26 protein-coding genes are annotated in these 25,387 nt (G+C 49.4%); 20 read left to right on the plus strand and 6 right to left on the minus strand.

All coding sequences use genetic code 11. From position 1 onward, the window contains the following. Window positions 1–97: 97 nt before the first annotated feature. From OS145_RS13115 to OS145_RS03890, 5 genes are all read left to right on the plus strand, one after another. Entirely contained in the window at window positions 98–469 is a 372-nt protein-coding gene (locus OS145_RS13115) for a four helix bundle protein (protein WP_006954862.1), read from the plus strand. 388 nt (window positions 470–857) lie between these two features. Beyond that, window positions 858–1,295: a flagellar protein FlaG gene (locus OS145_RS12960; protein ID WP_006954864.1), complete on the plus strand. Its 438-nt coding sequence runs from the start codon at window positions 858–860 to the stop codon at window positions 1,293–1,295. Window positions 1,296–1,306: 11 nt separating this feature from the next. Continuing rightward, entirely contained in the window at window positions 1,307–2,692 is a 1,386-nt protein-coding gene (gene fliD / locus OS145_RS03880) for a flagellar filament capping protein FliD (protein WP_006954865.1), read from the plus strand. 22 nt (window positions 2,693–2,714) lie between these two features. Beyond that, on the plus strand, window positions 2,715–3,185 hold the full coding sequence (gene fliS, locus OS145_RS03885; RefSeq protein ID WP_006954866.1) for a flagellar export chaperone FliS: 471 nt from the start codon (window positions 2,715–2,717) through the stop codon (window positions 3,183–3,185). Between the two features lie 3 nt (window positions 3,186–3,188). Then, window positions 3,189–3,476: a hypothetical protein gene (locus OS145_RS03890; protein WP_006954867.1), complete on the plus strand. Its 288-nt coding sequence runs from the start codon at window positions 3,189–3,191 to the stop codon at window positions 3,474–3,476. A gap of 53 nt (window positions 3,477–3,529) precedes the next feature. Here OS145_RS03890 and OS145_RS03895 read toward each other — a convergent pair whose 3' ends face one another. The 3 genes from OS145_RS03895 to rpsT form a co-directional block, all read right to left on the minus strand. Then, the gene (locus tag OS145_RS03895; protein ID WP_006954869.1) at window positions 3,530–5,461 is read right to left on the minus strand and encodes an alpha/beta hydrolase family protein; all 1,932 of its coding nucleotides are present in this window, start codon (window positions 5,459–5,461) and stop codon (window positions 3,530–3,532) included. A gap of 126 nt (window positions 5,462–5,587) precedes the next feature. Next, window positions 5,588–6,070, minus strand: a complete 483-nt coding sequence (locus OS145_RS03900; RefSeq protein WP_006954870.1) for a hypothetical protein — start codon at window positions 6,068–6,070, stop codon at window positions 5,588–5,590. Between the two features lie 189 nt (window positions 6,071–6,259). Further along, window positions 6,260–6,520 carry a 30S ribosomal protein S20 gene (rpsT, locus tag OS145_RS03905; protein ID WP_006954872.1) on the minus strand — a complete coding sequence of 87 codons (261 nt, stop codon included), beginning with the start codon at window positions 6,518–6,520 and terminating at the stop codon, window positions 6,260–6,262. Window positions 6,521–6,641: 121 nt separating this feature from the next. Here rpsT and OS145_RS03910 point away from each other — a divergent pair, with 121 nt between their 5' ends. The 8 genes from OS145_RS03910 to ispH all read left to right on the plus strand — a co-directional run bounded on the left by OS145_RS03910 (window position 6,642) and on the right by ispH (window position 15,420). Next, on the plus strand, window positions 6,642–7,286 hold the full coding sequence (locus OS145_RS03910) for a GAF domain-containing protein (protein WP_131382130.1): 645 nt from the start codon (window positions 6,642–6,644) through the stop codon (window positions 7,284–7,286). Window positions 7,287–7,295: 9 nt separating this feature from the next. Continuing rightward, entirely contained in the window at window positions 7,296–7,988 is a 693-nt protein-coding gene (locus OS145_RS03915; protein ID WP_006954876.1) for a sensor domain-containing diguanylate cyclase, read from the plus strand. Window positions 7,989–8,030: 42 nt separating this feature from the next. Further along, window positions 8,031–9,593: a murein biosynthesis integral membrane protein MurJ gene (gene murJ, locus OS145_RS03920; protein WP_006954882.1), complete on the plus strand. Its 1,563-nt coding sequence runs from the start codon at window positions 8,031–8,033 to the stop codon at window positions 9,591–9,593. Window positions 9,594–9,667: 74 nt separating this feature from the next. Continuing rightward, entirely contained in the window at window positions 9,668–10,621 is a 954-nt protein-coding gene (gene ribF, locus OS145_RS03925; RefSeq protein WP_006954884.1) for a bifunctional riboflavin kinase/FAD synthetase, read from the plus strand. 47 nt (window positions 10,622–10,668) lie between these two features. Continuing rightward, on the plus strand, window positions 10,669–13,503 hold the full coding sequence (ileS, locus tag OS145_RS03930) for an isoleucine--tRNA ligase (RefSeq protein WP_006954886.1): 2,835 nt from the start codon (window positions 10,669–10,671) through the stop codon (window positions 13,501–13,503). After that, window positions 13,496–14,029, plus strand: coding sequence for a signal peptidase II (gene lspA, locus OS145_RS03935; RefSeq protein ID WP_006954887.1), 534 nt, complete (start codon window positions 13,496–13,498; stop codon window positions 14,027–14,029). Before ileS ends, lspA begins: the two co-directional genes overlap by 8 nt. Window positions 14,030–14,031: 2 nt before the next feature. Further along, window positions 14,032–14,472, plus strand: coding sequence for an FKBP-type peptidyl-prolyl cis-trans isomerase (fkpB, locus tag OS145_RS03940; protein ID WP_006954889.1), 441 nt, complete (start codon window positions 14,032–14,034; stop codon window positions 14,470–14,472). Between the two features lie 18 nt (window positions 14,473–14,490). Next, entirely contained in the window at window positions 14,491–15,420 is a 930-nt protein-coding gene (gene ispH, locus OS145_RS03945) for a 4-hydroxy-3-methylbut-2-enyl diphosphate reductase (RefSeq protein WP_006954891.1), read from the plus strand. Here ispH and OS145_RS03950 read toward each other — a convergent pair. Genes OS145_RS03950 through OS145_RS03960 form a run of 3 tightly spaced genes read right to left on the minus strand, consistent with a single transcriptional unit; the run spans window position 15,395 to window position 16,808 of the window. Beyond that, window positions 15,395–15,700: a hypothetical protein gene (locus tag OS145_RS03950; protein ID WP_131382132.1), complete on the minus strand. Its 306-nt coding sequence runs from the start codon at window positions 15,698–15,700 to the stop codon at window positions 15,395–15,397. The two genes, ispH and OS145_RS03950, sit on opposite strands and share 26 nt — an antisense overlap. 44 nt (window positions 15,701–15,744) lie before the next feature. Further along, a complete protein-coding gene (locus OS145_RS03955) occupies window positions 15,745–16,398 on the minus strand; it encodes a PulJ/GspJ family protein (RefSeq protein ID WP_131382134.1) in 654 nt (217 codons plus the stop codon). Next, entirely contained in the window at window positions 16,389–16,808 is a 420-nt protein-coding gene (locus OS145_RS03960; RefSeq protein ID WP_006954894.1) for a hypothetical protein, read from the minus strand. Before OS145_RS03960 ends, OS145_RS03955 begins: the two co-directional genes overlap by 10 nt. Window positions 16,809–16,973: 165 nt before the next feature. Here OS145_RS03960 and flhA point away from each other — a divergent pair, with 165 nt between their 5' ends. The 7 genes from flhA to OS145_RS03995 are packed head-to-tail and all read left to right on the plus strand — an operon-like array spanning window position 16,974 to window position 25,385. Next, window positions 16,974–19,112, plus strand: a complete 2,139-nt coding sequence (gene flhA, locus OS145_RS03965) for a flagellar biosynthesis protein FlhA (RefSeq protein WP_006954895.1) — start codon at window positions 16,974–16,976, stop codon at window positions 19,110–19,112. Between the two features lie 15 nt (window positions 19,113–19,127). Beyond that, on the plus strand, window positions 19,128–20,435 hold the full coding sequence (flhF, locus tag OS145_RS03970) for a flagellar biosynthesis GTPase FlhF (protein ID WP_040487709.1): 1,308 nt from the start codon (window positions 19,128–19,130) through the stop codon (window positions 20,433–20,435). Between the two features lie 47 nt (window positions 20,436–20,482). Next, a complete protein-coding gene (locus OS145_RS03975; RefSeq protein ID WP_006954897.1) occupies window positions 20,483–21,355 on the plus strand; it encodes a MinD/ParA family protein in 873 nt (290 codons plus the stop codon). Further along, entirely contained in the window at window positions 21,348–22,073 is a 726-nt protein-coding gene (locus OS145_RS03980; RefSeq protein ID WP_006954898.1) for an RNA polymerase sigma factor FliA, read from the plus strand. The genes OS145_RS03975 and OS145_RS03980 overlap by 8 nt, the downstream gene beginning before the upstream one ends. A gap of 36 nt (window positions 22,074–22,109) precedes the next feature. Next, a complete protein-coding gene (cheY, locus tag OS145_RS03985; RefSeq protein WP_006954899.1) occupies window positions 22,110–22,493 on the plus strand; it encodes a chemotaxis response regulator CheY in 384 nt (127 codons plus the stop codon). A gap of 11 nt (window positions 22,494–22,504) precedes the next feature. Continuing rightward, the gene (locus tag OS145_RS03990) at window positions 22,505–23,245 is read left to right on the plus strand and encodes a protein phosphatase CheZ (RefSeq protein WP_040487746.1); all 741 of its coding nucleotides are present in this window, start codon (window positions 22,505–22,507) and stop codon (window positions 23,243–23,245) included. A 13-nt stretch (window positions 23,246–23,258) separates the two neighbouring features. Further along, on the plus strand, window positions 23,259–25,385 hold the full coding sequence (locus OS145_RS03995) for a chemotaxis protein CheA (RefSeq protein WP_006954901.1): 2,127 nt from the start codon (window positions 23,259–23,261) through the stop codon (window positions 25,383–25,385). Window positions 25,386–25,387: the final 2 nt, after the last annotated feature.

Below are 25,387 nucleotides of genomic sequence, written 5' to 3' on the forward strand. Positions count from 1 at the left end.
GCCGCCATCCACACTCAGAAGTCTCACACCACAATCATCCGCAAGTTCAAAAACCATCCCCTAAACTGCAATAACCCCTCACAACCCAACACAAATAATGAATTATCAAAAACTCTGGCTTTGGCAGCATTCCCTTGATATTGCCATCGATATAATGGAAACCTTCCAGCACAGCAAAAATTTCAGTTTTAAAGACCAGGTATTCCGCAGCGCCATTTCGATACCCAGCAACATTGCCGAAGCTATGACACGAGACACACCCGCTGATCGGCGAAGAATCCTCTATTACGCCATCGGTTCATGCGCAGAACTCGATACACAATTGCAGATAGCTTTACGATTAAAGTGGATTGAGACAAAGCAGCGAGAACAGTGGCGTCGGGCGCTACGACAGATTTATGTTGGACTTCACCGACTTCGCGGGAAACTGGAGCAAAGCCGGGATGCGAGCTCCGCCCGCAGGCTGTGATGTTACTCGCTCCGCTCGTAACAGGCTGTGCACGTGTCGCTACGCTCCACGTGGCCGTGCACAAGCGCTCGTGCACAGCCTCGCGCCGCGAAGCGGACGCGAACAAAGCCTGCGGCAAGCGCAGCGAGCCGCACCCCAGCCTGGCGGCGCAGCCGCCATCCAAACACAAAGATCGTACACAGCCGCATGGCGCGAAGCGCACATGCACACAGCCTGCGGCAAGCGCAGCGAGCCGCACCCCAGCCTGGCGGCGCAGCCGCCATCCAAGCTCAAAAAACATTCAAAAAAATCACTAAAGTTCATCCACCCCTTGCCGATAACCAACACGTACCAGTGTAATTTTTGCGCTGACACGCTATCATAACCATACTACAGAGAGGACACGGTTATGGGTGAATTTACCATCAGTTCCAGAGACATCACTCGCGCCAACAGCAGTAATGCCGCGGATCCCGTAACAGGCCGTGGGCAACTGCGTGAACAGGTGATGGGCGCTGTAAAGGCTATGCAGCAACAAAATAATGCGGCAATGCCAAGCGATGCAGTAAAGGAAGAGCAAGCGGCAATCAGTACGCCCGCGAGTGTGGCTGAAATGGCTGAACGTATTGCACAGCTTAATAAGTCTGAGGCAATTCGTAACACCAGTTTGCAATTTGTCATGCAGGAAAATAATGAACCGCCAGTGGTACAGGTGGTCGATAAAGACAGCGGCGATGTGATTCGACAAATTCCGTCGGAAGTGGCGGTGAAGATCGCTAAAGCTATTGATGAACTGGTCGATAACGAAGATAGTCGTAGCGGTTATCTGTTCGACAGCAGTATTTAAGGAGGCCTAACATGGCAGGTATTTCATCCCTCGGGGCACAATCAGGATTAGACTTAGAAGGCATCGTAAACGCAACGATTGAAGCGGAGCGCGTGCCTAAAGTCAATCGCCTGAATCGACAAGAAAGTCAATTGTCGGTTGAGCTCTCATTTATTGGGGAGCTGAAATCCGTCATGTCTGACTTTAAAGATGCTGCGGCTAAACTGGCTGATGTCGACCAGTACAATAAAAACAAAACCACGGTAACGCAACCCGAGTCGGGCGATATCATCTCGGTATCGAGTGATGGCGATGCGGCACCGGGTAGTTTTGAAGTTGAAGTGGTCAATATGGCAAAGGGCAGTCGTGCGACCTCTTCGGCAGGTGCATTTACGGATGCCGAACAAGTGATCAGTTCGCAATCTGGCAGCTTAACATTCAGTGCCGGCGATAAAAGCTTTACGGTGGATATCGCGGCCGACGCAACGTTGGATGACATTCGCAAACAGGTGAATGACGCGGACGATAACTTTGGTGTTACTTTCAATATTATCAATACCGGCTCAGAGGCGCGTTTGGTGGCAACGTCATCAGAAACGGGCGCGGGCAACGATATTGAAATTACCAATACCAATGCAGACTTTGATGCATTATCGACCGTCGCCAACGCTGGCGGCGCGGGTGGCATGAGTATTGCGGCTGAAGACCAATCCACGGATGCGTTAATTCGTGTCGATGGTATCGACGCGACCAGTCCTGACAATACCTTTGAGGACGTGATTCAAGGCTCAACGATTACTGTTGAGGGAGAGTCACAAAATGGCGAGACTGCGACTATGCGTATTGCCGAAGACAACAGTGCGGTGCGTAAAAACATCGACGGGTTTGTTAAGGCGTATAACAATGTCATGGGATTGTTAGGTCAAGCCGGTGCCGAAGGTGCGCAGTTCCAAGGTGATGCGACCGTACGTAGCATCGAGAATCAAATGCGTCGCTTCCTCAGTGAAGAAGCGGGTGGCTTGAGTATGTTCAACGCCGGCTTTGGTATCGATGACGAAAATAAGTTGCAGCAGGAAAACACGTTAACCAGTGTCAGTGAAGTCGCGAAGGAACGTTTTGGCGATTTTGAAAAGCTGTTTGCTGGCGAAAACGGATTAGCGTCGCGCATTGAAGACTATGTAAACACGTACACCAGTTTTGGTGGGTCACTGCAAACTCGAACAGATTCATTAAATAACCGCTTAGATCGTGTCGATGACCAGCGCGAACAATTAAACCAGCGTCTGGAGCAATTAGAAAATCGGCTGAGACAGAAATATTCGGGGCTAGACTCGTTATTGGGTCAGCTGCAGTCGACCAGTAACCGGTTAGATCAGCAATTGAGCGGTCTGCCAGGGTTTGGCGGCAATAAAGAATAATCAGCAACGATAGAGGTTCGTTATGAATAATAAGCTCAAGAATTACACCCGCGATAATGTGCGTAACCGTTTAGAAGACGCGGACCCGTACACCATTATTCAGATGTTAATGCAGGGTGTACTCGAGAATTGTAGCTATGCCAAAGGCGCGATTCAAAATAACAATATTGAGAAAAAAGCGCATCATATTGGTCGCGCGCAGGCGATTCTTGAGTCACTGATTGTGAGCTTAAACCCAGAAGCAGGCGCAGACGCAACCGATAATCTAATCGGTTTGTATGGCTACATGAGTGACCGCTTAATGACGGCATCGGTCGAGCGTAATGTTGAAATCATTGATGAAGTGATGGGCTTAATGTTGCAAATTAAAGGCGCTTGGGATCAAATTCCAGCGGATGCACGTCAAGAAGCTCATGAAGTGCTCAGTAAACTACATGCTGAAGAAGACGCTGCACATGAGCAAGAGGTGCAACGCATTGCGAGCAGTGCGTAAGCTATGAAAGAGGCATTGAAACAGCTACAAGCACTTACGCAGCATTTCGAACAGACGGTAGCCGCGGAGGATTATGCGGCCGCTGAATTGGCGCTTCTACAACTTGAAAAGCATTTCACCCAGTTACCGGATGGATGGCAAAACGACGATGCGATTAAAACTGAGCTGTTGCGGGTACAAGAGACCCTGACCACTTATCGTCAAGCTTTACAGCAAGCGAAAGATACAGCGAAGGATGACATTAGCAGGTTAGGAAAAAGCAAAAAGGGCGTTAAAGCCTACACCAAATAACGATTGAAATGTGGATAAAAAAGCCGCCAGATAATGCATCTGGCGGCTTTTTGTTATTCAATATTTGCTTTAACAAAGTTAATTACTCGGTCAAAAGCTTGTTTGCGATTAGGGTTGCTGTCTAATGAGTGGGTACCATTTTCAAGCAACAACAGCTCTACTGGGAGATTATACCCCTTAGCTGCCTTGTAAAAGGCCTCCGACTGGTCGTCTGGAACCACGACATCGCCTGTGCCATGAACAAGCAAAGTAGGGCGTTTGAGTTTACCAAAGCTGGCGATAGGTGAAATAGCCTCTAAATGCGCTTTGCCCTGCTCGCTATCACGATCACCGACCATGATATTGTCAACCATTTGAGCCGTTTCGCCGGCTCGGGTGTCCTCTAAAATAGCGTTAATATCGCTGACGCCAGCAATCGATACATAACAATTAAACTGTGTCGGCGTATTGGTCGCTGCGAATAGAGAAACATAGCCGCCGTATGACCAACCCACGACACAACTATCATCAACATCGGCGAGTTGCTGTTCTTTTACCCAAGCGACGCCATCAAGTACGTCTTGCTGCATACGCTGTCCCCATTCACCGTAACCACGCGCTTCGTAAGAAGAACCAAAGCCCGACGAGCCGCGAAAGTTAACTTGCAAGACAGCATAGCCTGCATTAACGAACATGTGCTCTAGCGGATGGAATACTTGGGTATCGCGTTGCCAAGGTCCGCCGTGTGGCATCACAACTAACGGTCGATCGGCATCACCGCCGTTGATCAAATAACCATTCAGCACCAGGCCGTCACTGGCCTCGAATTCGATAGGTTGTTTGGCGGGAAACTGCTTGTTTTCAAGTGCCGGTTGTAGCGCCATCCATAAACCGCCAGCTTTATTGGCGAGATCAATAAAGTAAAAGCGAGAAGGGCCCGACGCTGAGTAGGTCTTAACGAGCAATTTATTGACGCTTTTGTCAAAGTCTACCACGATAGGATTCATGCCTTTGAAGGTATTCTCGACAAGCGCTTGGCGCTGTTTAAATGCCGGAGCAATGAATTCCACTTCGGGCATATCAGCCGTGTAACCAAAGCCAATCACTTGACCGTTATGCTCCATTACGCTGGCGACGTCATAAGTTTCGTTCTGAAATAAAGGCTCCACCCATTCGTCAGTATCGAGCGAATAGCGCCAAACTTCTTGTTTATCACTCTTCTGATACGTCTTAACGATTAACGTATTGTTGGCAGGCTCATACAAGACCGGCGTAAAACCATCCTCTTCAAATGCTTCATAAGAGCCAATTTCTTTCCATTGACCGGCATCTTCCTGCCACAAATAGAAAGTACGGGTTAAGTCCTCAACCGCCACCGCGACAACCGAGCGACCGGTCGAGTCGCCAATAAAGTAACTCGGTTTTTGCAAGCTCGGTGCGAACTTCTCTGAGGAACCGCTATAGACATTAATCTTATAAACCGATGGGAAGTAATTATCGCGCTCGCTGACCTGTTGCAACAAAATATGTTCTGGATCGTGAGGAAGCATAGAGACAATTTGGTCACCGCTAACTAACCAAGACCAATCTTTAGTATCGGTGAGCTTGCGTAGTTTTATCTCTTTTAACTCGCTACCATCTTTGTTGACCGCAAACAACTGTCCAACGCGACGAGAACTACCGTACATATGCTCAGGATAATCGGCGCTGACAAGTAACCGCTCGTTATTCACCCAGCGTAGTTTAACGATACGTTCAGACTGATTGCGTAACTTAAGAATAGTCGTTAAATCCACTTTCCCGAACGGAGAAATTACCACTTGTTGAGTTGCGCCATCGGTATTATAGACGGCAGCAATGAGTTCACCATTGGGCGAAATGGTAGGTTGTTCAACGATGTTCAGTTGACTGAATGCAGAACTTGGAAGTGTTTCACTCTGTGCCAAACTGGGGGTCGAGATCGACAATAGCGCAGAGGCGATAATCGTTTTTATTATTTTCTTCATGAATAAATACATCTATTTTGTTAAAAATTTGATCTTATCAAATAAGTAGCCAATGAACGAGCACAGTTTGCTATCCAACGCTGGCATGCGAGGTTGACATCCTCGCTTGCCAAGCGAGGAAAAGGCTTACAAAGTACTTGCCTCACACCGTGTCTTTTGACGCGATGGCGTATTGACAACTTCTTGCGTGATGAGTTTTTTGGTGACCTTATTCGTTACCGCTTTTTGTGTCTCGGCATCAACGATCCAAACCTCAGCAGTGCCGTTCTCTTGATCACGATTGTATTTAAACTCATAGATCTTACCCGGTTCAAAGGTACCGTTGAGTTTGAAATAGTTTTCTAACGGACCGCCGGGAACGTATTTTTTGATAAATGCATACCGCGCGATGATGGTATGTTCGCCTGCATCAAAATCGCGAGCGGCGACATAGTCTGCTTCACGACCATAATAACAATAGTTGTAAATGACATGGCTACGTTGAATTGATGTGTCTTTGTAATTACGTAACTTGAACTGATTGTCTCCCGGTGGGGGGCTGCTACATGCTGTGGCGCCTAAGACGACTGCCGCGGCTACCAGGCCTTTTGTAAGGTTAAAAATGCGCATAAATTTCCCCTTTTTGTCGAAAATATGCACATTGACTATAAGTGATATCATATTAGAATGAAAACAAAGTGAGACAATAATTACATTTAATTGTTACAAAATTTGATCGTGTAGAGATTAAGGAAGGAATTTGGACACAAAAAAACCGGCATTAAAGCCGGTTTTTTGAACACGTTGAAAACGTGTCGATTAAAGCGCTTGGATCTTAGCGTTCAAACGGCTCTTATGACGTGCCGCTTTGTTTTTGCTGATCAAGCCTTTAGTTGCGTAACGGTCCAATAATGGGGTTACAGTTTGTAAAGCTGAGCTAGCAGCTTCTTTATCTTTGCTCTCAATGGCTGCGTTTACACGTTTAAGGTAAGTACGCATCATTGAACGGCGGCTTGCATTATGGCGGCGATTTTTCTCGGCTTGAATCGCACGCTTTTTAGCAGACTTAATGTTAGCCAAGGTGAACTCCTAAAATTCGTTAACAGAACGCTTCTTTATAAAGGTCGTGGATTATGCCTAATCTGGCGGAAATGTCAACACTTATTGTGTGGATGTCGCGCACAAATTGGGGTACGACGCTTTGTTTAAGGATAACCCGTATGTGGTTGATGCGCCACATATCCGTTTTTATGCCGGGGTCCCGTTACGACTGGATGACGTCACAGTCGGCACCGTATGTATTTTGGACACTGAACCGCACCAGTTGTCCGAGCGCGAACTTCAAAGCCTTGCCTATGTCAGTGAACATGTCAGTGAATATTTAGCGTTGTCGCTTAAACATCAACAGTTGATGCAGGAACACTCATTTATCGATGACACGCCTGCTGCACTCATAAAGTGGCGTTACAACATGGCGCTCGAATTACAGTACGTGTCCGCTAATATACAATCCTTATTCCACATCCCAACGCATGCCTTGCGTGAGGGAAGTAGAGCCTTTGAGGATTTTCTCGACGAACGCGGTCGCAAAGAACTTAACTTCTTGCTCAGTAATCATTTAGCAGGGGTCGCGAGTAGTGAAGCGCAATTCCGCATTTTACCGCCTAAAGGCCCGGAGCGCTGGGTGAAGTTATTATCAAAAAGCTTTTATGATCCCGAGGGTCGGCTCGAGAACATCCATGCCATGCTGATTGATAACACGGCTAATCGCTATTTTGAGAAGCGCTTGAACGAAGCCAATCAGCAGATGCGTTTGGTCTTGGAGGCCTCAGGACTCGGTACCTGAGATTGGAATGTGCCATCAGACACCAACAAGGTCAATCAACGCTGGTGTGAATTATTAGGTATCGATTACGCTAACTTTGACCCGTCGCTCTACTTTTGGGAGAGCCTTGTTCATCCGGCGGACTTAAAGCGTGTTGAGCGTGAACTGCAGCAGCACATGGCAGGCGAGACGCCGGCGTTTTCGACTATTTACCGCATGCGTCATAAAAACGGATACTGGGTATGGATAGAAACCTATGGCCGTGTTGTTGAGCGAAGTGAATCCGGTGAGGCAATACGTTTGACGGGTACGCATCGGGACATTACCGAAAAGAAAGAGGCCGAACTACTCGATGCGCTCGGCGCGCTCTTTTATGCGGTTCAACTAGATAAAGCGCGCATGGATGCTGAGACGCTGATGCGTCATATTCGCTCGGACGATATGGTTGCTCGTTTAGGCGGTGAAGAGTTTGCCTTGATTTTAAACGGCGGGACGCAAGCGGCTGCCGCGGCAATACTTGAGCAGATTAGGCAAGATATTCAGCAGTCAGTAGTACGTGTCGATGACCATGCGATCAACTTCACCATTAGTATCGGGGCTTTGTTCATCGACAATGAAACGGCTGCGTACGAGGATTTGGAACAAGCGGTACTCGATCACGCGGATAAAGCCTTGTACGAGGCTAAAAAGACCGGCCGAAATAAAATAGTTTGGGGTGAATAATCTGATACACTGACGCTTTTCATAGTCCGATCAGGAGAAGTCGTGTCTAAAGCCTTGCTACGTTCAGGATTCATCGTCAGCGCAATGACTCTGATTTCACGAGTGCTTGGCCTCGTACGTGATGTAGTGATTGCGAATCTCATGGGCGCAGGTGCCGCCGCGGACGTGTTTTTTTTCGCCAATAAAATTCCTAATTTTTTACGTCGGTTATTTGCCGAAGGTGCCTTTGCACAAGCCTTCGTGCCAGTGCTGACCGAGTACAAACAAGGGCAACCCCTTGACCAACAGCGACTTCTGATCGCACGGGTTTCGGGAACACTCGGAACCATTGTTACCATCGTGACACTCGTCGGCATGATCGCATCCCCGGTTGTGACTGCGCTGTTTGGCACCGGTTGGTTTTTAGATTGGTGGAACGATGGCCCACAAAGTGAGAAGTTTGTGCTGGCGAGCGATCTACTCCGTATCACCTTTCCCTATTTATGGTTTATCACCTTCACCGCGATGGCGGGCGCTATACTCAATACGCTGGGTAAGTTTGCTGTGGCCGCATTTACGCCTGTTTTCTTGAATATTGCGATTATTGCAGCCGCGATTTGGTTGGCGCCTAACCTTGAGCAGCCTGAGTTTGGTCTAGCCTGGGGGGTATTTTTTGGTGGCTTAATCCAGTTTCTATTTCAACTTCCCTTTCTAAAACGCGCAGGGCTGCTCACTCGACCGCGTTGGAGCTGGCACGATAGTGGTGTCACGCGCATTCGTAAGTTAATGTTACCGGCGATATTTGGTGTTTCCGTCAGTCAAATTAACCTATTACTCGATACGCTGATCGCCAGCTTTTTAATGACCGGCTCAATTAGTTGGCTTTATTACTCCGATCGCTTGCTTGAGTTTCCGCTCGGACTATTCGGCATTGCCATTGCCACCGTTATTCTGCCCGCGCTGTCCTCGCGCCATGTCGACCAATCAACGCAAAATTTCTCGGCGACACTTGACTGGGGGATCCGGATGGTACTCTTGCTCGGTTTACCGGCGATGGCGGGCCTTTTTTTTCTCGCCGAACCCATGCTAATGGTGTTATTTATGCACGGCGCATTTACGCCCAACGATGCCGAGATGGCATCCTACAGCCTGATGGCTTATTCGGCGGGGCTGTTGAGCTTTATGTTGGTCAAAGTCTTAGCGACCGGGTTTTATTCGCGTCAAGATACCAAACGACCCGTTAAATTTGGCATCATTGCGATGGTCGCAAACATGGGGCTGAATATCGCTTTTGCCATCCCGTTTAGCTATGTTGGCTTAGCCATGGCAACGGCAGCATCGGCGGCACTCAATGCCTTGTTGCTTGGCATAACACTCTATCGAGAACGTGTCCTTGTAGCACAGCCGGGAACTTGGTCTTTCATCATCCGCGTAGTGGCTGCTGTAGCGGTGATGGTCGGGGTGGTATTATGGTTGACCCCATCAACCCAGCAATGGCGTGAAATGTCGCTCGTTGCGCGGCCTTGGCAATTAGCGCAAATTATTGGCGTAGGTGCGGGGGTCTATTTGTTGGTGTTGATGCTCAGTGGATTAAGACCACGCCATTTGCGTGCGCAAGAATACTGATTCTGAACGCAGCATCGGTTATAATCTCACCCGAGTTATTTTTATACATTTAATTAGTGGTACTTTGTTCGGCTATGGAACTCATTCGCGGCATACACAACTTGCGCTCAGAACATCATGGATGCGTGCTTACCATTGGTAACTTTGATGGCGTACATCTTGGTCATCAAGCCGTGCTGGCGCAAGTAAAAGCGCAGGCGCGCGCACTGGGTGTGGCAGCCGCGGTGATGACATTCGAACCGCAGCCGCAAGAAATCTTCCAGCCCGAAAAAGCACCGGCGCGACTCACTAATTGGCGAGAAAAATATTTAGCGCTGCGCGATCAGCAGATCGACCGCCATTTAGTGATTGAGTTTAATCGTAAATTTGCCAGCCAACCGCCTATCGAATTTATTGAAAATGTATTAGTCGAAAAGTTGGGTGTGAAGTTTTTAGTGGTGGGTGACGATTTTCGCTTTGGTTACAAACGCGAAGGCGACTTCGCGCTATTACAACGCGAGGGTAAACGGCTGGGTTTTGAAGTCGTCGATACGCGTAGCTACCGTCAGCAACAACTGCGGGTCAGCAGTACTGCGATTCGCGCGGCACTTGCCGAGGGCGACTTTGAGCGTGCCGAAAGTATGCTGGGGCGTCCGTATCAAATGATGGGCAAGATCGTGCATGGTCGTAAAAATGGCCGTACCATTGGCTTCCCCACGGCTAATATTCCATTGAAGCGGTTAAAAAGCCCGCTGCACGGCGTATTCGCGGTTAAAATCAATGTAGGTCGCGCCTTGGGCGCGACGACAAACAGCCGCGCCGAAGGCACATACCACGGTGTCGCCAACCTAGGTACGCGACCTACGCTTAACGGCGATGAAGTCCAATTAGAAGTGCATTTATTTGATTTTTCAGGCAACCTGTACGGTCAGCACGCAACCGTGACACCGGTCGCCAAATTAAGATCCGAGCAGCGCTTTGCTTCGCTCGAACATTTAAAACAGCAAATAGAGAAAGATGCCGCTCGTGCCCGAGCGCTTTTAAGTTGAACGGCCACGATAGTCAGTAAATATGCGGAAAATGGAAACAGTGACCCATGAGTGATTATAAGCACACATTAAACTTGCCGGAAACGGCGTTCCCAATGCGCGGAAACCTCGCTAAACGCGAGCCGGGCATGCTCAAACAATGGTATCAAGACGATCTCTATGGCGAGATCCGTAAAGCCAAACAGGGCAAGCCAAGTTTTATTTTGCACGATGGACCTCCGTACGCAAACGGTCAGATCCACATTGGTCATGCGGTCAATAAAATTCTCAAAGACATTATCATTAAGTCGAAAACCCTAAGCGACTTTGATGCACCTTACACCCCAGGCTGGGACTGTCATGGCTTGCCTATCGAACTGCAAGTCGAGAAAAAGCACGGTAAACCGGGCCAAAAGCTCGACTTGGCGGAGTTCCGTAAACACTGTCGTGACTACGCGCAGACGCAAATTGACCAGCAGCGCGAAGACTTTAAACGGTTGGGTGTATTGGGTGACTGGGATAATCCTTATTTAACGATGAACTTTAAGCAAGAAGCGGATAGTGTGCGCGCGCTTGCTAAAATCATCGATAAAGGTCATTTGCATCAAGGCTTTAAGCCTGTGCATTGGTGTACAGATTGTGGTTCAGCATTAGCCGAAGCAGAAGTCGAGTATAAAGATAAAGAATCACCCGCTATCGATGTGCGCATGCCGCTCACGGATAGTGATAAAGCACTGGCGGCGTTCACGACGCCAGAAGGACATCAGGGTCAAGGCAAACTGAGCATGGTGATCTGGACCACCACGCCATGGACCATGCCGGCTAACCGTGCGGTAACGCTTGCCGAAGGACTTGAATACGCGTTAGTGCAAATCGAAGCAACTGACGACCAACAGGCTGAGCGTGTCATTCTTGCGAGTGACTTGGTAAATGATTGTATGGACCGTTGGGGCATTAATCACTATCACAAGTTAGGCTTCTGCAAAGGTAAAGCGCTTGAGCTGTTGAAGCTCGACCACCCATTATTTGATATCAAAGTGCCGGTGATCATGGGCGACCATGTTACCACCGAAAGCGGTACAGGTTGTGTGCATACCGCACCGGGCCACGGTGTAGATGACTTCTTGGTGGGCCAAAAATACGATCTAGAAGTCTATAATCCGGTGGGCGACAACGGTGTTTACAAAGAAGATACGCCGCGCTTTGCTGGACAGCACGTGTTCAAGGCGAATGAGCCTATTATCGATGCCTTACGTGATGCAGGTAACTTGATGCACGCTGAGCGTTATAAGCACTCGTATCCGCATTGCTGGCGCCATAAAACGCCGATTATTTTCCGTGCTACACCACAGTGGTTTATCAGCATGGATCAAAAAGGCTTACGTAGCCAAGCGCTTGAGCAAATCAAGCAAGTGCGTTGGGTACCCGAGTGGGGTCAAAGCCGCATCGAGTCAATGGTTGAAGGCCGTCCAGACTGGTGTATCTCCCGTCAACGGACGTGGGGGAACCCGATCGCGATTTTCGTCAATCGCGAAACCGAAGAGCTGCATCCCAACACCCTTGAGCTGATGGAACAGGTCGCTCAGCTTATCGAGAAAGACGGTGTTCAGGCATGGTTCGATCTTGATCCGGCGACCTTGTTAGGTGATGAAGCGGACAAATATCGTAAAGTGACCGACACATTAGATGTCTGGTTCGATTCGGGTGTGACTCACCATTGTGTATTACGTGAATTCCCGGGCTTAAGCTGGCCAGCAGATTTATACCTTGAAGGTTCTGACCAACACCGCGGCTGGTTCCAAAGTTCATTGGTAACGGGTGTCGCGATGTATGAACAAGCGCCATACCGTCAAGTGCTGACGCACGGCTTTACCGTAGACGCGCAAGGTCGCAAGATGTCGAAGTCAATCGGTAACGTAGTTGCGCCGCAGGACGTAATGAATAAACTCGGCGGCGATATCTTACGTTTGTGGGTCGCTTCGGCAGATTATTCAGGCGAGATGACCGTATCAGATGAGATCCTTAAGCGTTCAGCCGATGCGTATCGCCGTATCCGTAACACGTCGCGTTTCTTGTTAGCGAACTTGAGCGGTTATGATCCTAAGCAGCACCAAGTGCCGATGGACGAGATGGTCGAGTTGGACCGTTGGATTGTTGGCCGTGCAGCTGACTTACAGAAACAACTGGTGGATGCCTACGACAACTATCAGTTCTTGTCGGTGGTGCAAAAACTGATGCACTTCTGCTCGATTGAACTGGGTAGTTTCTATCTGGATATCATTAAAGACCGCCAGTATACCGCTAAAGCGGATAGCTTGGCGCGCCGTTCGTGTCAGACAGCATTGCATCATATTGCCGAAGCACTAGTACGTTGGATGGCGCCGATTTGTAGCTTTACCGCGCAAGAAATCTGGGATCTGTTGCCGGGTGAACGTGAGCAATACGTATTTACTCAAGCATGGTATGAAGGCTTTGAACAATTTGCCGGCGTAAGTAGCGAGGAAAATACCTTCTGGATTGAGCTACTGAATGTACGTGATGCGGTTAACCAAGCGCTTGAACAAGCGCGTCGTGATGATGTCATTGGTGGCTCGCTGCAAGCTGAAGTGACCTTATATGCGGATACGGCACTCGCGGAAAAACTGAAGCGCTTAGGTGCGGAGTTACGTTTTGCGCTACTGACCTCAGAAGCATCAGTCGCGGACCTTGCGGATGCACCAGAGAGCGCGGTAAAAGCCGAGCAATTGCCGCTTGCCGTGGCTGTGGTTGCAAGTGCTCACAAAAAATGTGAACGTTGCTGGCATCACCGTGAAGAAGTCGGTCAAATCAGCGAGCACCCCGATCTATGTCAGCGTTGCGTAAGCAATATTGACGGAGCAGGGGAGGAGCGTCACTTTGCCTAAAGCTCAATCAGTAAAGCCTAACAAACGTGCATCGGGCCTGCAGTATCTGTGGGTCACGGTGGCGATTTTCATCATCGATCAACTCACCAAATGGTGGGTGGCGAGCGATTTCGAGCTATACGAAAGTCGCATTATTATTGATGGTCTTTTTAACCTCACATACGTGCATAACTATGGTGCGGCATTTAGCTTCTTAAGCGACGGTGGCGGCTGGCAACGTTGGTTCTTTACCCTGATAGCGGTCGCCGTCAGCGTGGTATTGCTGATCTGGTTGCGTCGCAATGATGTGAGCTTTTGGCGTCAAAATTTGTCATTCTCGTTGATTTTGGCAGGCGCCATTGGCAATGTGACGGATCGCTTTCTATTTGGCTATGTTATTGATTTTCTCGACGTCCATTATCAAGGCTGGCACTGGCCAGCATTCAATGTGGCAGATTGTGCAATTACACTAGGCGCCATACTTATGCTACTAGAAGCGTTTATTGATAATCGCCGAGATCCAGAAGAGACTCAAGGTAAGGAGTAGTCGTGGGACGTTTACCTATTGAAGATGGCCGCGAAGTGGTCATGCATTTCACCATTAAGCTAAGTGATGGCTCAGTGGCTGATAGTACGCGGATGTCGGGCAAACCGGCTAAGTTTCGGATGGGCGACGGTAGCTTAACCGAAAACTTCGAAGCGTGTTTAATTGGCTTGCGTCCAGGCAGTGAACGAGAGTTTACCTTGCCACCTGAAGATGCGTTTGGTGAACCTAATCCCGACAATTACTATTATGTTGATTCGTCTAAATTCAGCGACGAGACCAAACCCGAAGTGGGCGCTATTCTCGCTTTTACCCAGCCGGACGGTACAGAATTACCAGGTATCGTGAGAAAAATCGAAGGACCCACCGTGACCATCGATTTTAATCACCCTTTGGCAGGCCAAACGGTGATTTTTGAAGTTGAAATTATTAGCGTGGAGCCGTAACGGGCACACGGAGGAATTATGCAAATACTACTCGCTAACCCACGAGGCTTTTGTGCCGGCGTCGATCGCGCCATTACCATCGTCGAGCGAGCGCTTGAGATATTTGAACCGCCCATTTATGTGCGGCATGAAGTCGTCCATAACAAATATGTGGTCAATAAGCTACGTGATGCGGGAGCCGTCTTTGTCGAAGAGCTCGATGAAGTGCCCGATGAAGCGATTGTCATTTTTAGCGCGCACGGCGTATCACAAGCGGTACGTCAAAATGCCAAGGATCGGGGATTAAAAGTCTTTGATGCGACGTGCCCGTTGGTGACCAAAGTACACATGGAAGTCACTCGAGCGAGTCGAAAAGGTCATGAGTGTGTTTTGATAGGCCATGCAGGGCACCCAGAAGTCGAAGGTACGATGGGGCAATACGCGAACCCGAAGGGCGGCATCTACTTGGTGGAGTCACCCGAGGATGTTGGTACGCTCGAGATAAAAGATCCAAATAATTTACATTACATGAGTCAAACGACGCTGTCGGTGGATGATACGGCGGATGTGATTGATGCTTTGCGTCAACGGTTTCCAAACATTAACGGACCGCGCAAAGATGATATCTGCTATGCCACACAAAATCGTCAGGATGCGGTACGTCAATTAGCTGAGGAAGCGCAATTAATGTTGGTGGTGGGTGCAAAAAACAGCTCAAACTCCAACCGGCTGCGCGAATTGTCAGAAAAAATGGGCACACCGGCTTATTTGATTGATGATGCCAATGGCATCCAACGCGAATGGCTTAACGATATTGACCGTGTGGCGGTGACCGCGGGAGCCTCGGCGCCCGAAGTCTTAGTACGTGAAGTGATCGAGCAATTAAAAACATGGGGCGGTAAAACCGTCAGTGAGCGCCAAGGGCGCGAGGAAAACATTACGTTTAGTATTCCGCCGGATCTTCGCTAGTCAGATCAATAAACACGGGTATTGCCCCATCAAGTTCAGTATGGGTAAGCCAAAACGTGGCTTGCCGTGCTGAGTGCCATACTTTCTCTACCCTAATTTTAGCAGCCTTTGCATGCCAACGTACTAAATCATCTTTGTTGACGATGTCCATCAGTGACTGTTGCGCGCGTTGCAACGCTAAAAGCGCGCGCTGACGCTGTGCCAATTGAGCGAGCTCCATCTGTGTAAGTTGTACTGTCGTGAGCCCGCTGGCGAGTGCGATACTCATGATCAAAGTCATGACCATCGCCTCCATAAGTGCCGAGCCTCTGTGCCTTGGTTTGCTCATAGGCGCGTTGTTGTAGGCTTTGATACTGTTGCCATTGCCAAATGAAGCGTTGTGAAAGCAGACTCAGCTGGTTGGTTGCAAAGAGCATGATCAACGCATGTATGCCAATCAATGACAGTAGGGGAGTCATAAAGCTGCTCATGGGCGGCACTCCTATCTATTCCATTAAAATGATTCAAGGGTAATTCGACGACGTAGTCGGGACTGGCGAGACGGATAAGATAACCGGCGTTCATTGAAATAACCTCAAATTGAGTGAGGGGCGCGCTCTGTGCCACAGAGAGTCCCTGCCAACCACGCCCATCACAATTAACTGCATTACCGTGATACTGCAAAACACCGTCGTTAAGCCGATAACCCACCTGATCTTCCGCTGCGGTTAAGATGATATAGCACGACTGACCGTTGGAACCCGAGTGTAAAGTAATCGACTGGCTGCCGAATATATCGCGGCCCAATTGCAACGCCAGACTGTGTATTTCAAGTGGCGTATGGGCTTGCTTTAGCGCCGATGTTACCGTCGTCAACTGCCAAAGAATAACTTGCACCGATGAGCTAGCGAGCAGCGCCATTAGCAGGCAAGCCACCATTAACTCTATCAGTGCCATGCCACGACAATAGTGAGCTACCGCACATCGGGCTAAACACATGTCGCAACCCCCGGAAGTTCGACAGTGCCCGCATTGCAATAGCGTACGCGACCTAAGGCACTAATCACCCAGCGTAAATGAAGCTCACCTTTGTGCATATTCAAACGACCGGCGCGGGCGTATCCTTGCGGCGCATAAAAAGTCAACGGCCGCGTCTCGTCATCATAATTACTCGAAAACTGCCACCCTCGTGTATCTAACGCATGCTTAATAAATGTCAGGGGCACTTTAATATGACGTTTTTGCGCTTGTGCGCGCGCTTGATACGCTTGCAACAAGTTGAGTCCGCGCAACGCCAGCGCTCGTGCCTCAAGTTGTGAGGTGGTATTTTGCATCGCGGGCACGCCTGCGCCCATTAATACTAAACTCAACAAAGAGCACACAGACCATTCGAGCAAGCTACTCGGCATCACTTCGTTCCTCTTACATCACACCTCGCACAAAGCTAAATCTAAACACCCGAAATACCTAGCCGAGTCATCCGATACGAGCGTAAGCGATAAGCTGATTGTGTTGGCATAAAACTTGTATCTGTTCGGCAGAGAATCATTTTTTTGACGCGCAGGAAACGAAGTATGGCAAGTGGTGCTGCAAAACTGAACAATTTAAAAGGGTTAGCACAGGCAAACTCACACTTAATTAAAGGGTTCGGTACCCCGCTCGCGGTCATGGCAATATTGGCGATGGTGGTACTACCGATTCCACCATTCTTGCTCGACGTGTTGTTTTCGTTTTCTATCACGCTCTCCCTCGTGGTGATGTTGGTCGCCGTTTATACCCAACGCCCGCTCGATTTTGCCGCGTTTCCTACGGTGCTGCTCATCGCCACGGTCTTGCGCCTGTCGCTGAACGTCGCCTCCACCCGTGTAGTGTTGCTGAATGGTCACGAAGGCCCCGGTGCCGCCGGTAGTGTCATTGAAGCGTTCGGTAGTGTGGTTATCGGTGGTAACTATACTGTCGGTTTGGTGGTGTTTGCGATTTTGGTCATTATCAACTTTATCGTTATCACTAAAGGCGCAGGGCGTATCTCAGAGGTGACTGCGCGCTTTACTTTGGACGCGATGCCCGGCAAACAAATGGCGATTGATGCTGACCTCAATGCCGGATTAATCAATCAAGAGGAAGCCAAAGCGCGCCGAAGTGATGTTACTCGTGAAGCCGACTTCTATGGCTCCATGGATGGTGCCAGTAAATTTGTTAAGGGCGATGCCATTGCCGGTATCTTAATATTGCTCATCAACGTGGTGGGTGGTTTCTTAATTGGCATGATCCAGCACAACCTGTCGTTTGGTCAAGCGATTGAGGTTTACACCTTGCTCACCATCGGTGATGGTTTGGTGGCACAGATCCCCGCACTTTTACTCTCTGTGGCTACAGCAATTATTATCACGCGCGAGAACGACACCAAAGATATGGGCGATGCGGTGGTGTTCCAGCTCATCAACAACCCTAAAGTGTTGGTCATCTCAAGTGCGGTGCTCTTTGCGATGGGCGTCATTCCAGGTATGCCGCACTTTGCTTTTTTATCCATGTCGGCTGTATTGGCCGGCGCGGCTTATTACAAAATGCGTCATGCCGAGAGCCAAGAAACTGAACAGGTTGAGCAACAGCAGCAAGAGCAACAACAGCAGCTGGCGCAAAAGGAACTCAGTTGGGACGACGTGCGTCACGTGGATACGCTCGGGTTAGAAGTCGGATATCGCTTAATTCCGTTGGTCGATCGAAGTCAGGGTGGCGAATTATTATCGCGCATCAAAGGGGTCCGTAAAAAGCAGTCGCAAGAATTTGGCTTCCTTGTGCCTGCCGTCCATATTCGCGACAACCTCGATCTCGGTCCTAACAGTTATCGCATCACGCTGATGGGGGTGACCATGGGCGAAGCCGAGATCCGTCATGATTGCGAACTCGCGATTAATCCGGGTCAAGTTTTTGGCGAGCTGGAAGGTGAAAAAACCACCGATCCTGCGTTTGGGCTCGAAGCGGTATGGATCCGACCTGAACAACGCGATAATGCGCAAACCATGGGCTACACCGTGGTCGATGCCGCAACCGTTGTGGCAACGCACCTCAGCCAAATTGTAACCAATCACGCATCCCAGCTACTCGGTCATGAAGAAGCACAAGAGTTACTCGATCGCCTCGGTCGCAGTCATCCGAAATTAGTCGAAGGTCTGGTACCCGATTTATTGTCACTGGGCAATTTTGTCAAAGTGCTACAAAACTTGCTGGATGAAGGCATCGCTATTCGCGATATGCGTACCATTGTACAAACATTAGTCGAGTACGCCGGACGCACTCAAGACACCGATGTGTTAACTGCGGCAGTGCGTATTTCGTTACGCCGACTGATCGTTCAAGATATCTCCGAAGGCCAACAAGAACTCCCTGTCATTACTTTGGCGCCAGAGTTGGAACAAATGTTGCATCAGTCTTTACAGGCAGCAGGCAATGAAGCCGAACAACAAGGCGCAGGCATTGAACCTGGCCTAGCAGAACGCCTGCAGCAGTCGTTGAAAGATGTTCATCAACAGCAAGAGATGAACGGCGAGCCATCCGTTTTACTGACATCTGGGCTCCTTCGTTCAACGATGGCGCGTTTTGCGCGACACGCAACAGACGGAATGCGGGTACTGAGTTACCAAGAAATTCCAGACGATAAACAGATTCGAATTGTGAGCTCGATTGGTGGACAACAACAACCAGCAGCTCAATGATAGGGGGATTGACCTGTGAAAATGAAGCGCTTTTTTGCTGAGGATATGCGTCGTGCGTTATTGCAAGTAAAGGAAACGCTCGGACCCGATGCCGTTATCATGTCGAACAAAAAGGTCAACGGCGGCGTTGAGATCGTCGCGGCAATCGATGGTGATGCCGAGTCACCTGCGGCGCCACAACCTGCACCGACGCCTGCACCTGAGACAGAGTCCACGCCAGCCAATTCGCTTGCCGAAATTTTAGCGCGCCAGGCGGAGTCGCAAGCTTCGCCATCACAGCCCCAGCAGGCATATAGCGAGCCGGAGCCTCAAGTGACCACCTCAGCGAATGATGAACCAAGTTGGCAAGAACCCGAGCCCGACAATCATATTCCAGATTATGTGGGCGGCGGCAGTGCAAGTGAAATCGCTGAACTAAAATCGCAAATCAAAGGTATTCAAAATCTGTTGCAACATCAGTTGAGCGGTTTGATGAAGCAAGAAATCGAACGCGAAGAGCCGATGCGCGCATTGCTTGTTAAGCGCCTAATGACAATGGGGATCAGTGAACGTATTGCCGATCAAATTGCATGCTTTATTCCCGAAGGCGATGATATCGAGGATAGTTGGGAGCAAGCGCTACAGCTTCTTGAAGGTCAGCTCAATACCACCCATGACGATATTTTGACTCGTGGCGGTGCGGTCGCTTTAGTCGGGCCAACGGGTGTTGGTAAAACCACCACCATCGCCAAGCTCGCTGCACGTTATGCCCAGCGTCATGGATCTGACTCGGTCGCTTTAATCACCACGGACACGTTCCGTATCGGCGCCAGTGAACAATTAAAAGTTTATGGTCGTATCATCGGCTGCCCTGTAAAAATCGCAAACGATGCCAAAGAACTGGCAGATGCGATGCTGAGCCTGCGTGATAAGCGTCTGATTCTTATCGATACGGCGGGTATGGGCCAACGCGATAAGCGCTTGAGCGAACAGCTTGGACAAATTCTGCAGAATAAACGTCTCAGAATTCGTCCTTATTTGGTATTATCTGCTACAGCGCAGACACAAGTGCTAAACGATACCGTCAAGCAATTCAAAACACTGCCGCTAGCAGGGTGCATCTTTACTAAGCTAGATGAGTGCTTAAGCTTAGGTGAGAGTATCAGTGTTGCTATCGAACAAGGTCTCGCCGTCGGTTACTTGACTCATGGTCAACAAGTACCCGAGGATATCCGTGTAGCTGATGAACATTATATGGTGACCGAGGCTGAGCGCTTGTATGATAAAAGCATTTGTTCGAATGTGTCAGACATGCCAAAATCAAGTTGGCAGGCGGTCCAGTGATGGGCCTTAACGAATCAAGCATCAACCAGCAGTAAGAGTTAGAGCGCATGGATCAAGCAAGTGGCTTAAGAAAGATGAAACAGAGCAAAGTCAAAGTCATTGCAGTAACCGGTGGTAAGGGCGGTGTGGGTAAAACTAACATCTCTTTAAACATGGCGATTGCGATGGCCGAACAAGGCAAACGCGTATTGGTATTGGATGCCGATTTAGGTCTCGCCAATGTCGACGTGATGCTTGGGCTGCGCGTGCAAAAAAATCTTTCACATGTGCTCAGTGGACAAGCCGAACTGAGAGATATTTTGATTGAAGGCCCCGCCGGTATCAAAATCGTGCCCGCCACCTCCGGAACGCGCTCAATGATAGAGCTGAACGAGACTCAGCACGCCGAACTTATCCGCGCTTTTAGCGACCTACAAGGTGATTTTGATGTCTTGGTTGTCGATACCGCCGCCGGTATCGGTAACACGGTCGTACGCTTCGCACGCGCCGCGCAAGATGTATTACTTGTGGTGTGTGATGAACCGACTTCAATCACCGATGCGTATGCATTGATGAAAGTGCTTAGTAAAGAGCAGGACGTATTCAAATTTAAAGTGGTTGCCAATATGGTGCGTAATTTGCGCGAAGGGCAACTGCTATTCAATAAGTTGACTAAAGTCACAGATCGGTTTTTAGATGTCGCGATAGAATTGGCCGCCATAATTCCGTTCGATGACAATATTCGTCTGGCGGTACGCAAACAAAAACCGTTGGTCTTAATGCAGCCTCGGTCTCCCGCGTCATTAGCAATTAAAGCCCTTGCGCAGCGTGCGCTCGACTGGCCAGTGCCGGCGCAGCCTGGCGGGCATCTCGAATTTTTCCTTGAACAATTAATAGGATCGGCCGATAACGGTAAGAAGCAGGATGTTGCCAATGAATAAAGCGGCTGTTTACAGTGCCCATGCCGATAATCGCCAAGCGATTATCGAACAACACACGGGGCTCGTGAAGCGCATAGCTCATCACATGATGGCGCGTCTTCCCGCGAGCGTTCAGGTCGATGATCTGATCCAATCCGGCATGATTGGCTTACTGGAAGCAGCACGAAACTTTGACAATAGCAAAGGCGCGAGCTTTGAAACCTTTGCGGGCATTCGTATTCGCGGCGCAATGTTAGACGAGATACGCCGTGGTGACTGGGCGCCGCGCTCAGTGCATCGCAATCATCGGCGTGTACTCGAAGCGATTCGACAGGTCGAAAACGAAACCGGGCGTGATGCCAAAGATGTCGAAGTTGCCGAAAAATTAGAAATGCCGCTCGAGGAATACCACGCTATTTTGCGCGATGTAAACTCGGGACGAATTATCGGAATTGAAGATCTAGGCGTCTCCGAAGATGCTATTATGCCTGAGCAAGTAACCGGTGCAAACTACGAGCCGCAGAAAGACGTTGAAAACGATGCCTTTCATCGCGCACTCGTCGAAACTATCTCGGGTTTACCCGAACGTGAAGCATTAGTGCTTTCGTTGTATTATGATGAGGAACTTAACCTGAAAGAAATCGGTGAAGTTCTCAGCGTGAGCGAATCACGCGTGAGCCAAATTCATAGCCAAGCAATGATGCGCCTAAAAACACGCATGCAGAGCTGGGTAGAGTAATTATCGTAGTAATCGAGAGCCCAAGTGGAGGGAGCTTTGGATAAAAACATGAAAATTCTTGTTGTTGATGACTTTTCAACAATGAGACGAATCATCAAAAATCTTCTTCGTGACCTTGGATTCACCAACATCCAAGAAGCTGACGATGGCAACACCGCATTACCGATGCTCCAACAAGGTGACTTTGATTTTGTCGTAACTGACTGGAACATGCCGGGGATGCAAGGTATCGACTTACTTAAGGAAATTCGTAAAGACGATGACCTCGCGCACTTACCCGTGTTAATGGTCACGGCCGAAGCCAAACGTGAGCAAATTATTCAAGCCGCACAAGCCGGTGTGAACGGCTACATTGTGAAGCCTTTCACCGCTGTAACGTTGAAAGAGAAGCTCGATAAAATCTTTGAACGTATCAGTTAGTGGGCACGGCTATGGTAAAACCATCAGCAAGCATATCGCTCAAGCAAGCGAAGCAATTGGTTGATTGGCTTGAAGCGGGAGAGCAGTCTAAAGCCGATCAATGGCTAGACGATTTCCATCAAGAGCATGATGATAAGTTGTTCACCTCTGTCGGGCAACTCACCCGAGACCTGCATGAAGCCTTGCAAGACTTCCAACTCGATCCGCGTATCATGCAACTGACACAAGACGATTTGCCCGATGCGCAGAATCGTCTGCAATATGTGATTGAAAAAACAGAAGACGCGGCTAACCGCACGATGGACGCCGTCGAAGCCTGTCTGCCCATGACAGATGAGATGCATCAGCGCGTAGAGCAGGTGATGCCTGCGTGGCAGCGCCTCATGAGCAACGATATTCAGTTAAATGAATTCAAAGAAATGTGTCATCAAGTCGATGCGTTAATGCGCGAATGTGGACAAAACATGCCGCAGATCCATGGTTTGATGACAGAAGTGCTCATGGCGCAGGACTATCAAGATATTACCGGTCAGATCATCCGTCGGGTGATTCAACTCGTAGAAGACGTTGAGAAAAATCTGATCGAGCTGCTCAAGTTGTTTGGTGAAGAGCAAAAATCTCAAGCTAAACAAAATGTAAAAGCAGTCGATAAGAATGCAGCAGAAGGACCGATCATAAACCCTGAGCAACGCGACGATGTTGTAGAAAATCAGGATGACGTGGACGACTTATTATCAAGCTTAGGTTTCTAGGAGAGAGCAGCGCATGAGCTTTGAGATGGACGAAGAGATCTTACAGGATTTCTTAATCGAGGCAGCAGAAATCCTCGAGCAGTTATCCGAGCAACTCGTTCAATTAGAAAACGACCCCGAAAACAAAGATCTTCTCAATGCGATTTTTAGAGGATTTCATACCGTAAAAGGGGGCGCCGGCTTTCTTGCCGTTTCGGCACTGGTCGATACCTGTCATGGTGCAGAAAACGTGTTCGATACCTTGCGTAACGGACAACGCACAGTCACGTCTGACCTCATGGACGTGATCCTGCAAGCGCTCGACACCATCAATGCCCAATTTGCTCAATTACAAGCGCGAGAGGAACCCGAAGCCGCTGACAGCGAGCTCCTCGAAACCCTCCACAAGCTCTCCCAACCCGAGTCTGAAGACGACACCGCCGACGCCGCCGCCGCCGACGACGACGCCGACGTACGTCGCGCCTCTGGCGCGACAAACGACGCCGAAAACACAGTCGACGACATCCAAGAAGACGAATTCGAAGCCCTGCTCGACGAACTCCACGGCAAAGGCCAAGGCCCCGGTGCCTCAAAAACAGCCAATAAAAAAGAAGCACCAAACACCCACACCGATAACGACGAGATCACAGACGACGAATTCGAAGCCTTGCTCGACGAACTCCACGGTTCGGGTAAAGCCCCAACCAGCGCAGAAAAACAGCAAGAAGAGCAAAAATCAGCCAGCAAAAGCGACAGCGACGAAATTACCGATGACGAGTTTGAAGCGCTGCTCGACGATCTGCACGGCAAAGGCAAGGCCCCTAAAGTCAACAAAGCCGCAGAAAAGCCAGCGCAACAACCCGCAGCAGCCAAAAAGCCCGAGCCTCAAAAAGCAGCGCCTAAACAGCCCGAGCCGAAAAAAGCTGAACCATCAAAAGAGCAAGCCAAGCAGCCGGCGAAGAAGCCCGCCGCGCCACCACCACCGCCCCCAGAAACCACTGTGCGAGTGGATACCAAACGTCTTGATGAGATCATGAACATGGTCGGTGAGCTCGTGTTAGTACGAAACCGCCTGTTAAGCCTCAGCAACAGCGACGATCAAAAGCACGAAGAAATGAGCAAAGCCATCGCCAACCTCGATGTCGTAACCGGCGACCTACAAGGCTCGGTGATGAAAACCCGGATGCAGCCTATCAAGAAAGTCTTTGGCCGCTTCCCGCGGGTCGTGCGTGATCTGGCACGTAGCCTGAAAAAAGAAATTAATCTCGAGATGCACGGCGAAGAAACCGACCTCGATAAAAATTTAGTCGAAGCACTCGCTGACCCATTGGTGCATTTGGTGCGCAACTCGGTCGATCACGGCATCGAAATGCCCGATGAGCGCCAAGCAAAAGGCAAGCCGCGCGAGGGAATGGTAACACTATCGGCGTCGCAAGAGGGTGACCACATTATGTTGTCTATTAAAGACGACGGTGCGGGGATGGATGCCGAAAAACTCAAACAAATCGCAATTAAACGGGGCGTTCTCGATGAAGATGCCGCCGCGCGTATGTCCAACGAAGATGCCTACAATCTGATTTTTGCCGCCGGTTTCTCAACCAAAGAGCAAGTGTCGGATATCTCGGGTCGTGGCGTCGGAATGGACGTGGTAAAAACCAAAATCAGTCAATTGAACGGTAGTATTAAAATTGAATCAGAGCTCGGTAAAGGCACTGAACTACTCATCAAAGTACCGCTCACGCTGGCAATCTTACCGACCTTAATGGTCGAGGTAAAAGATCAAACGTTTGCACTGCCGCTCGCCGTGGTCAGTGAAATTATCGACTTGGATATGGCAAAGACCAATACCGTCGATGGTCAGTTGACATTGATCGTGCGTAAACGAGCGATTCCTCTATTTTTCTTAGAGCATTGGCTGACGCGCCGTCCAGAGCGTAATAAGCGCAACGAAAACGGTCACGTAGTAGTAGTGCAGATCGGCAACCAACAAGTGGGTTTTGTGGTCGATGCGCTGATCGGTCAAGAAGAAGTCGTGATAAAACCACTTGATAAACTATTGCAAGGGACGCCAGGCATGGCGGGAGCGACCATTACCAGTGATGGTGGTATCGCGTTAATCATTGATGTGCCAAGTATGCTCAAGTACTACGCGAAACGATAACG

This window comes from Idiomarina baltica OS145, assembly GCF_000152885.1.
Taxonomy (GTDB): Bacteria; Pseudomonadota; Gammaproteobacteria; order Enterobacterales; family Alteromonadaceae; genus Idiomarina; species Idiomarina baltica.

Excerpts from the sequence above, each read along its gene's own strand:
- OS145_RS03975 (WP_006954897.1), top strand. The coding sequence starts at position 20,483 with ATGGATCAAGCAAGTGGCTTAAGAAAGATGAAACAGAGCAAAGTCAAA.
- OS145_RS03950 (WP_131382132.1), bottom strand. The coding sequence starts at position 15,700 with ATGACTTTGATCATGAGTATCGCACTCGCCAGCGGGCTCACGACAGTA.
- OS145_RS12960 (WP_006954864.1), top strand. The coding sequence starts at position 858 with ATGGGTGAATTTACCATCAGTTCCAGAGACATCACTCGCGCCAACAGC.
- fliS (WP_006954866.1), top strand. The coding sequence starts at position 2,715 with ATGAATAATAAGCTCAAGAATTACACCCGCGATAATGTGCGTAACCGT.
- OS145_RS03895 (WP_006954869.1), bottom strand. The coding sequence starts at position 5,461 with ATGAAGAAAATAATAAAAACGATTATCGCCTCTGCGCTATTGTCGATC.
- ileS (WP_006954886.1), top strand. The coding sequence starts at position 10,669 with ATGAGTGATTATAAGCACACATTAAACTTGCCGGAAACGGCGTTCCCA.
- OS145_RS03980 (WP_006954898.1), top strand. The coding sequence starts at position 21,348 with ATGAATAAAGCGGCTGTTTACAGTGCCCATGCCGATAATCGCCAAGCG.
- OS145_RS03960 (WP_006954894.1), bottom strand. The coding sequence starts at position 16,808 with ATGCCGAGTAGCTTGCTCGAATGGTCTGTGTGCTCTTTGTTGAGTTTA.
- OS145_RS13115 (WP_006954862.1), top strand. The coding sequence starts at position 98 with ATGAATTATCAAAAACTCTGGCTTTGGCAGCATTCCCTTGATATTGCC.
- OS145_RS03990 (WP_040487746.1), top strand. The coding sequence starts at position 22,505 with ATGGTAAAACCATCAGCAAGCATATCGCTCAAGCAAGCGAAGCAATTG.
- OS145_RS03890 (WP_006954867.1), top strand. The coding sequence starts at position 3,189 with ATGAAAGAGGCATTGAAACAGCTACAAGCACTTACGCAGCATTTCGAA.
- ribF (WP_006954884.1), top strand. The coding sequence starts at position 9,668 with ATGGAACTCATTCGCGGCATACACAACTTGCGCTCAGAACATCATGGA.
- fliD (WP_006954865.1), top strand. The coding sequence starts at position 1,307 with ATGGCAGGTATTTCATCCCTCGGGGCACAATCAGGATTAGACTTAGAA.
- OS145_RS03900 (WP_006954870.1), bottom strand. The coding sequence starts at position 6,070 with ATGCGCATTTTTAACCTTACAAAAGGCCTGGTAGCCGCGGCAGTCGTC.
- flhA (WP_006954895.1), top strand. The coding sequence starts at position 16,974 with ATGGCAAGTGGTGCTGCAAAACTGAACAATTTAAAAGGGTTAGCACAG.
- ispH (WP_006954891.1), top strand. The coding sequence starts at position 14,491 with ATGCAAATACTACTCGCTAACCCACGAGGCTTTTGTGCCGGCGTCGAT.
- OS145_RS03995 (WP_006954901.1), top strand. The coding sequence starts at position 23,259 with ATGAGCTTTGAGATGGACGAAGAGATCTTACAGGATTTCTTAATCGAG.
- OS145_RS03955 (WP_131382134.1), bottom strand. The coding sequence starts at position 16,398 with ATGTGTTTAGCCCGATGTGCGGTAGCTCACTATTGTCGTGGCATGGCA.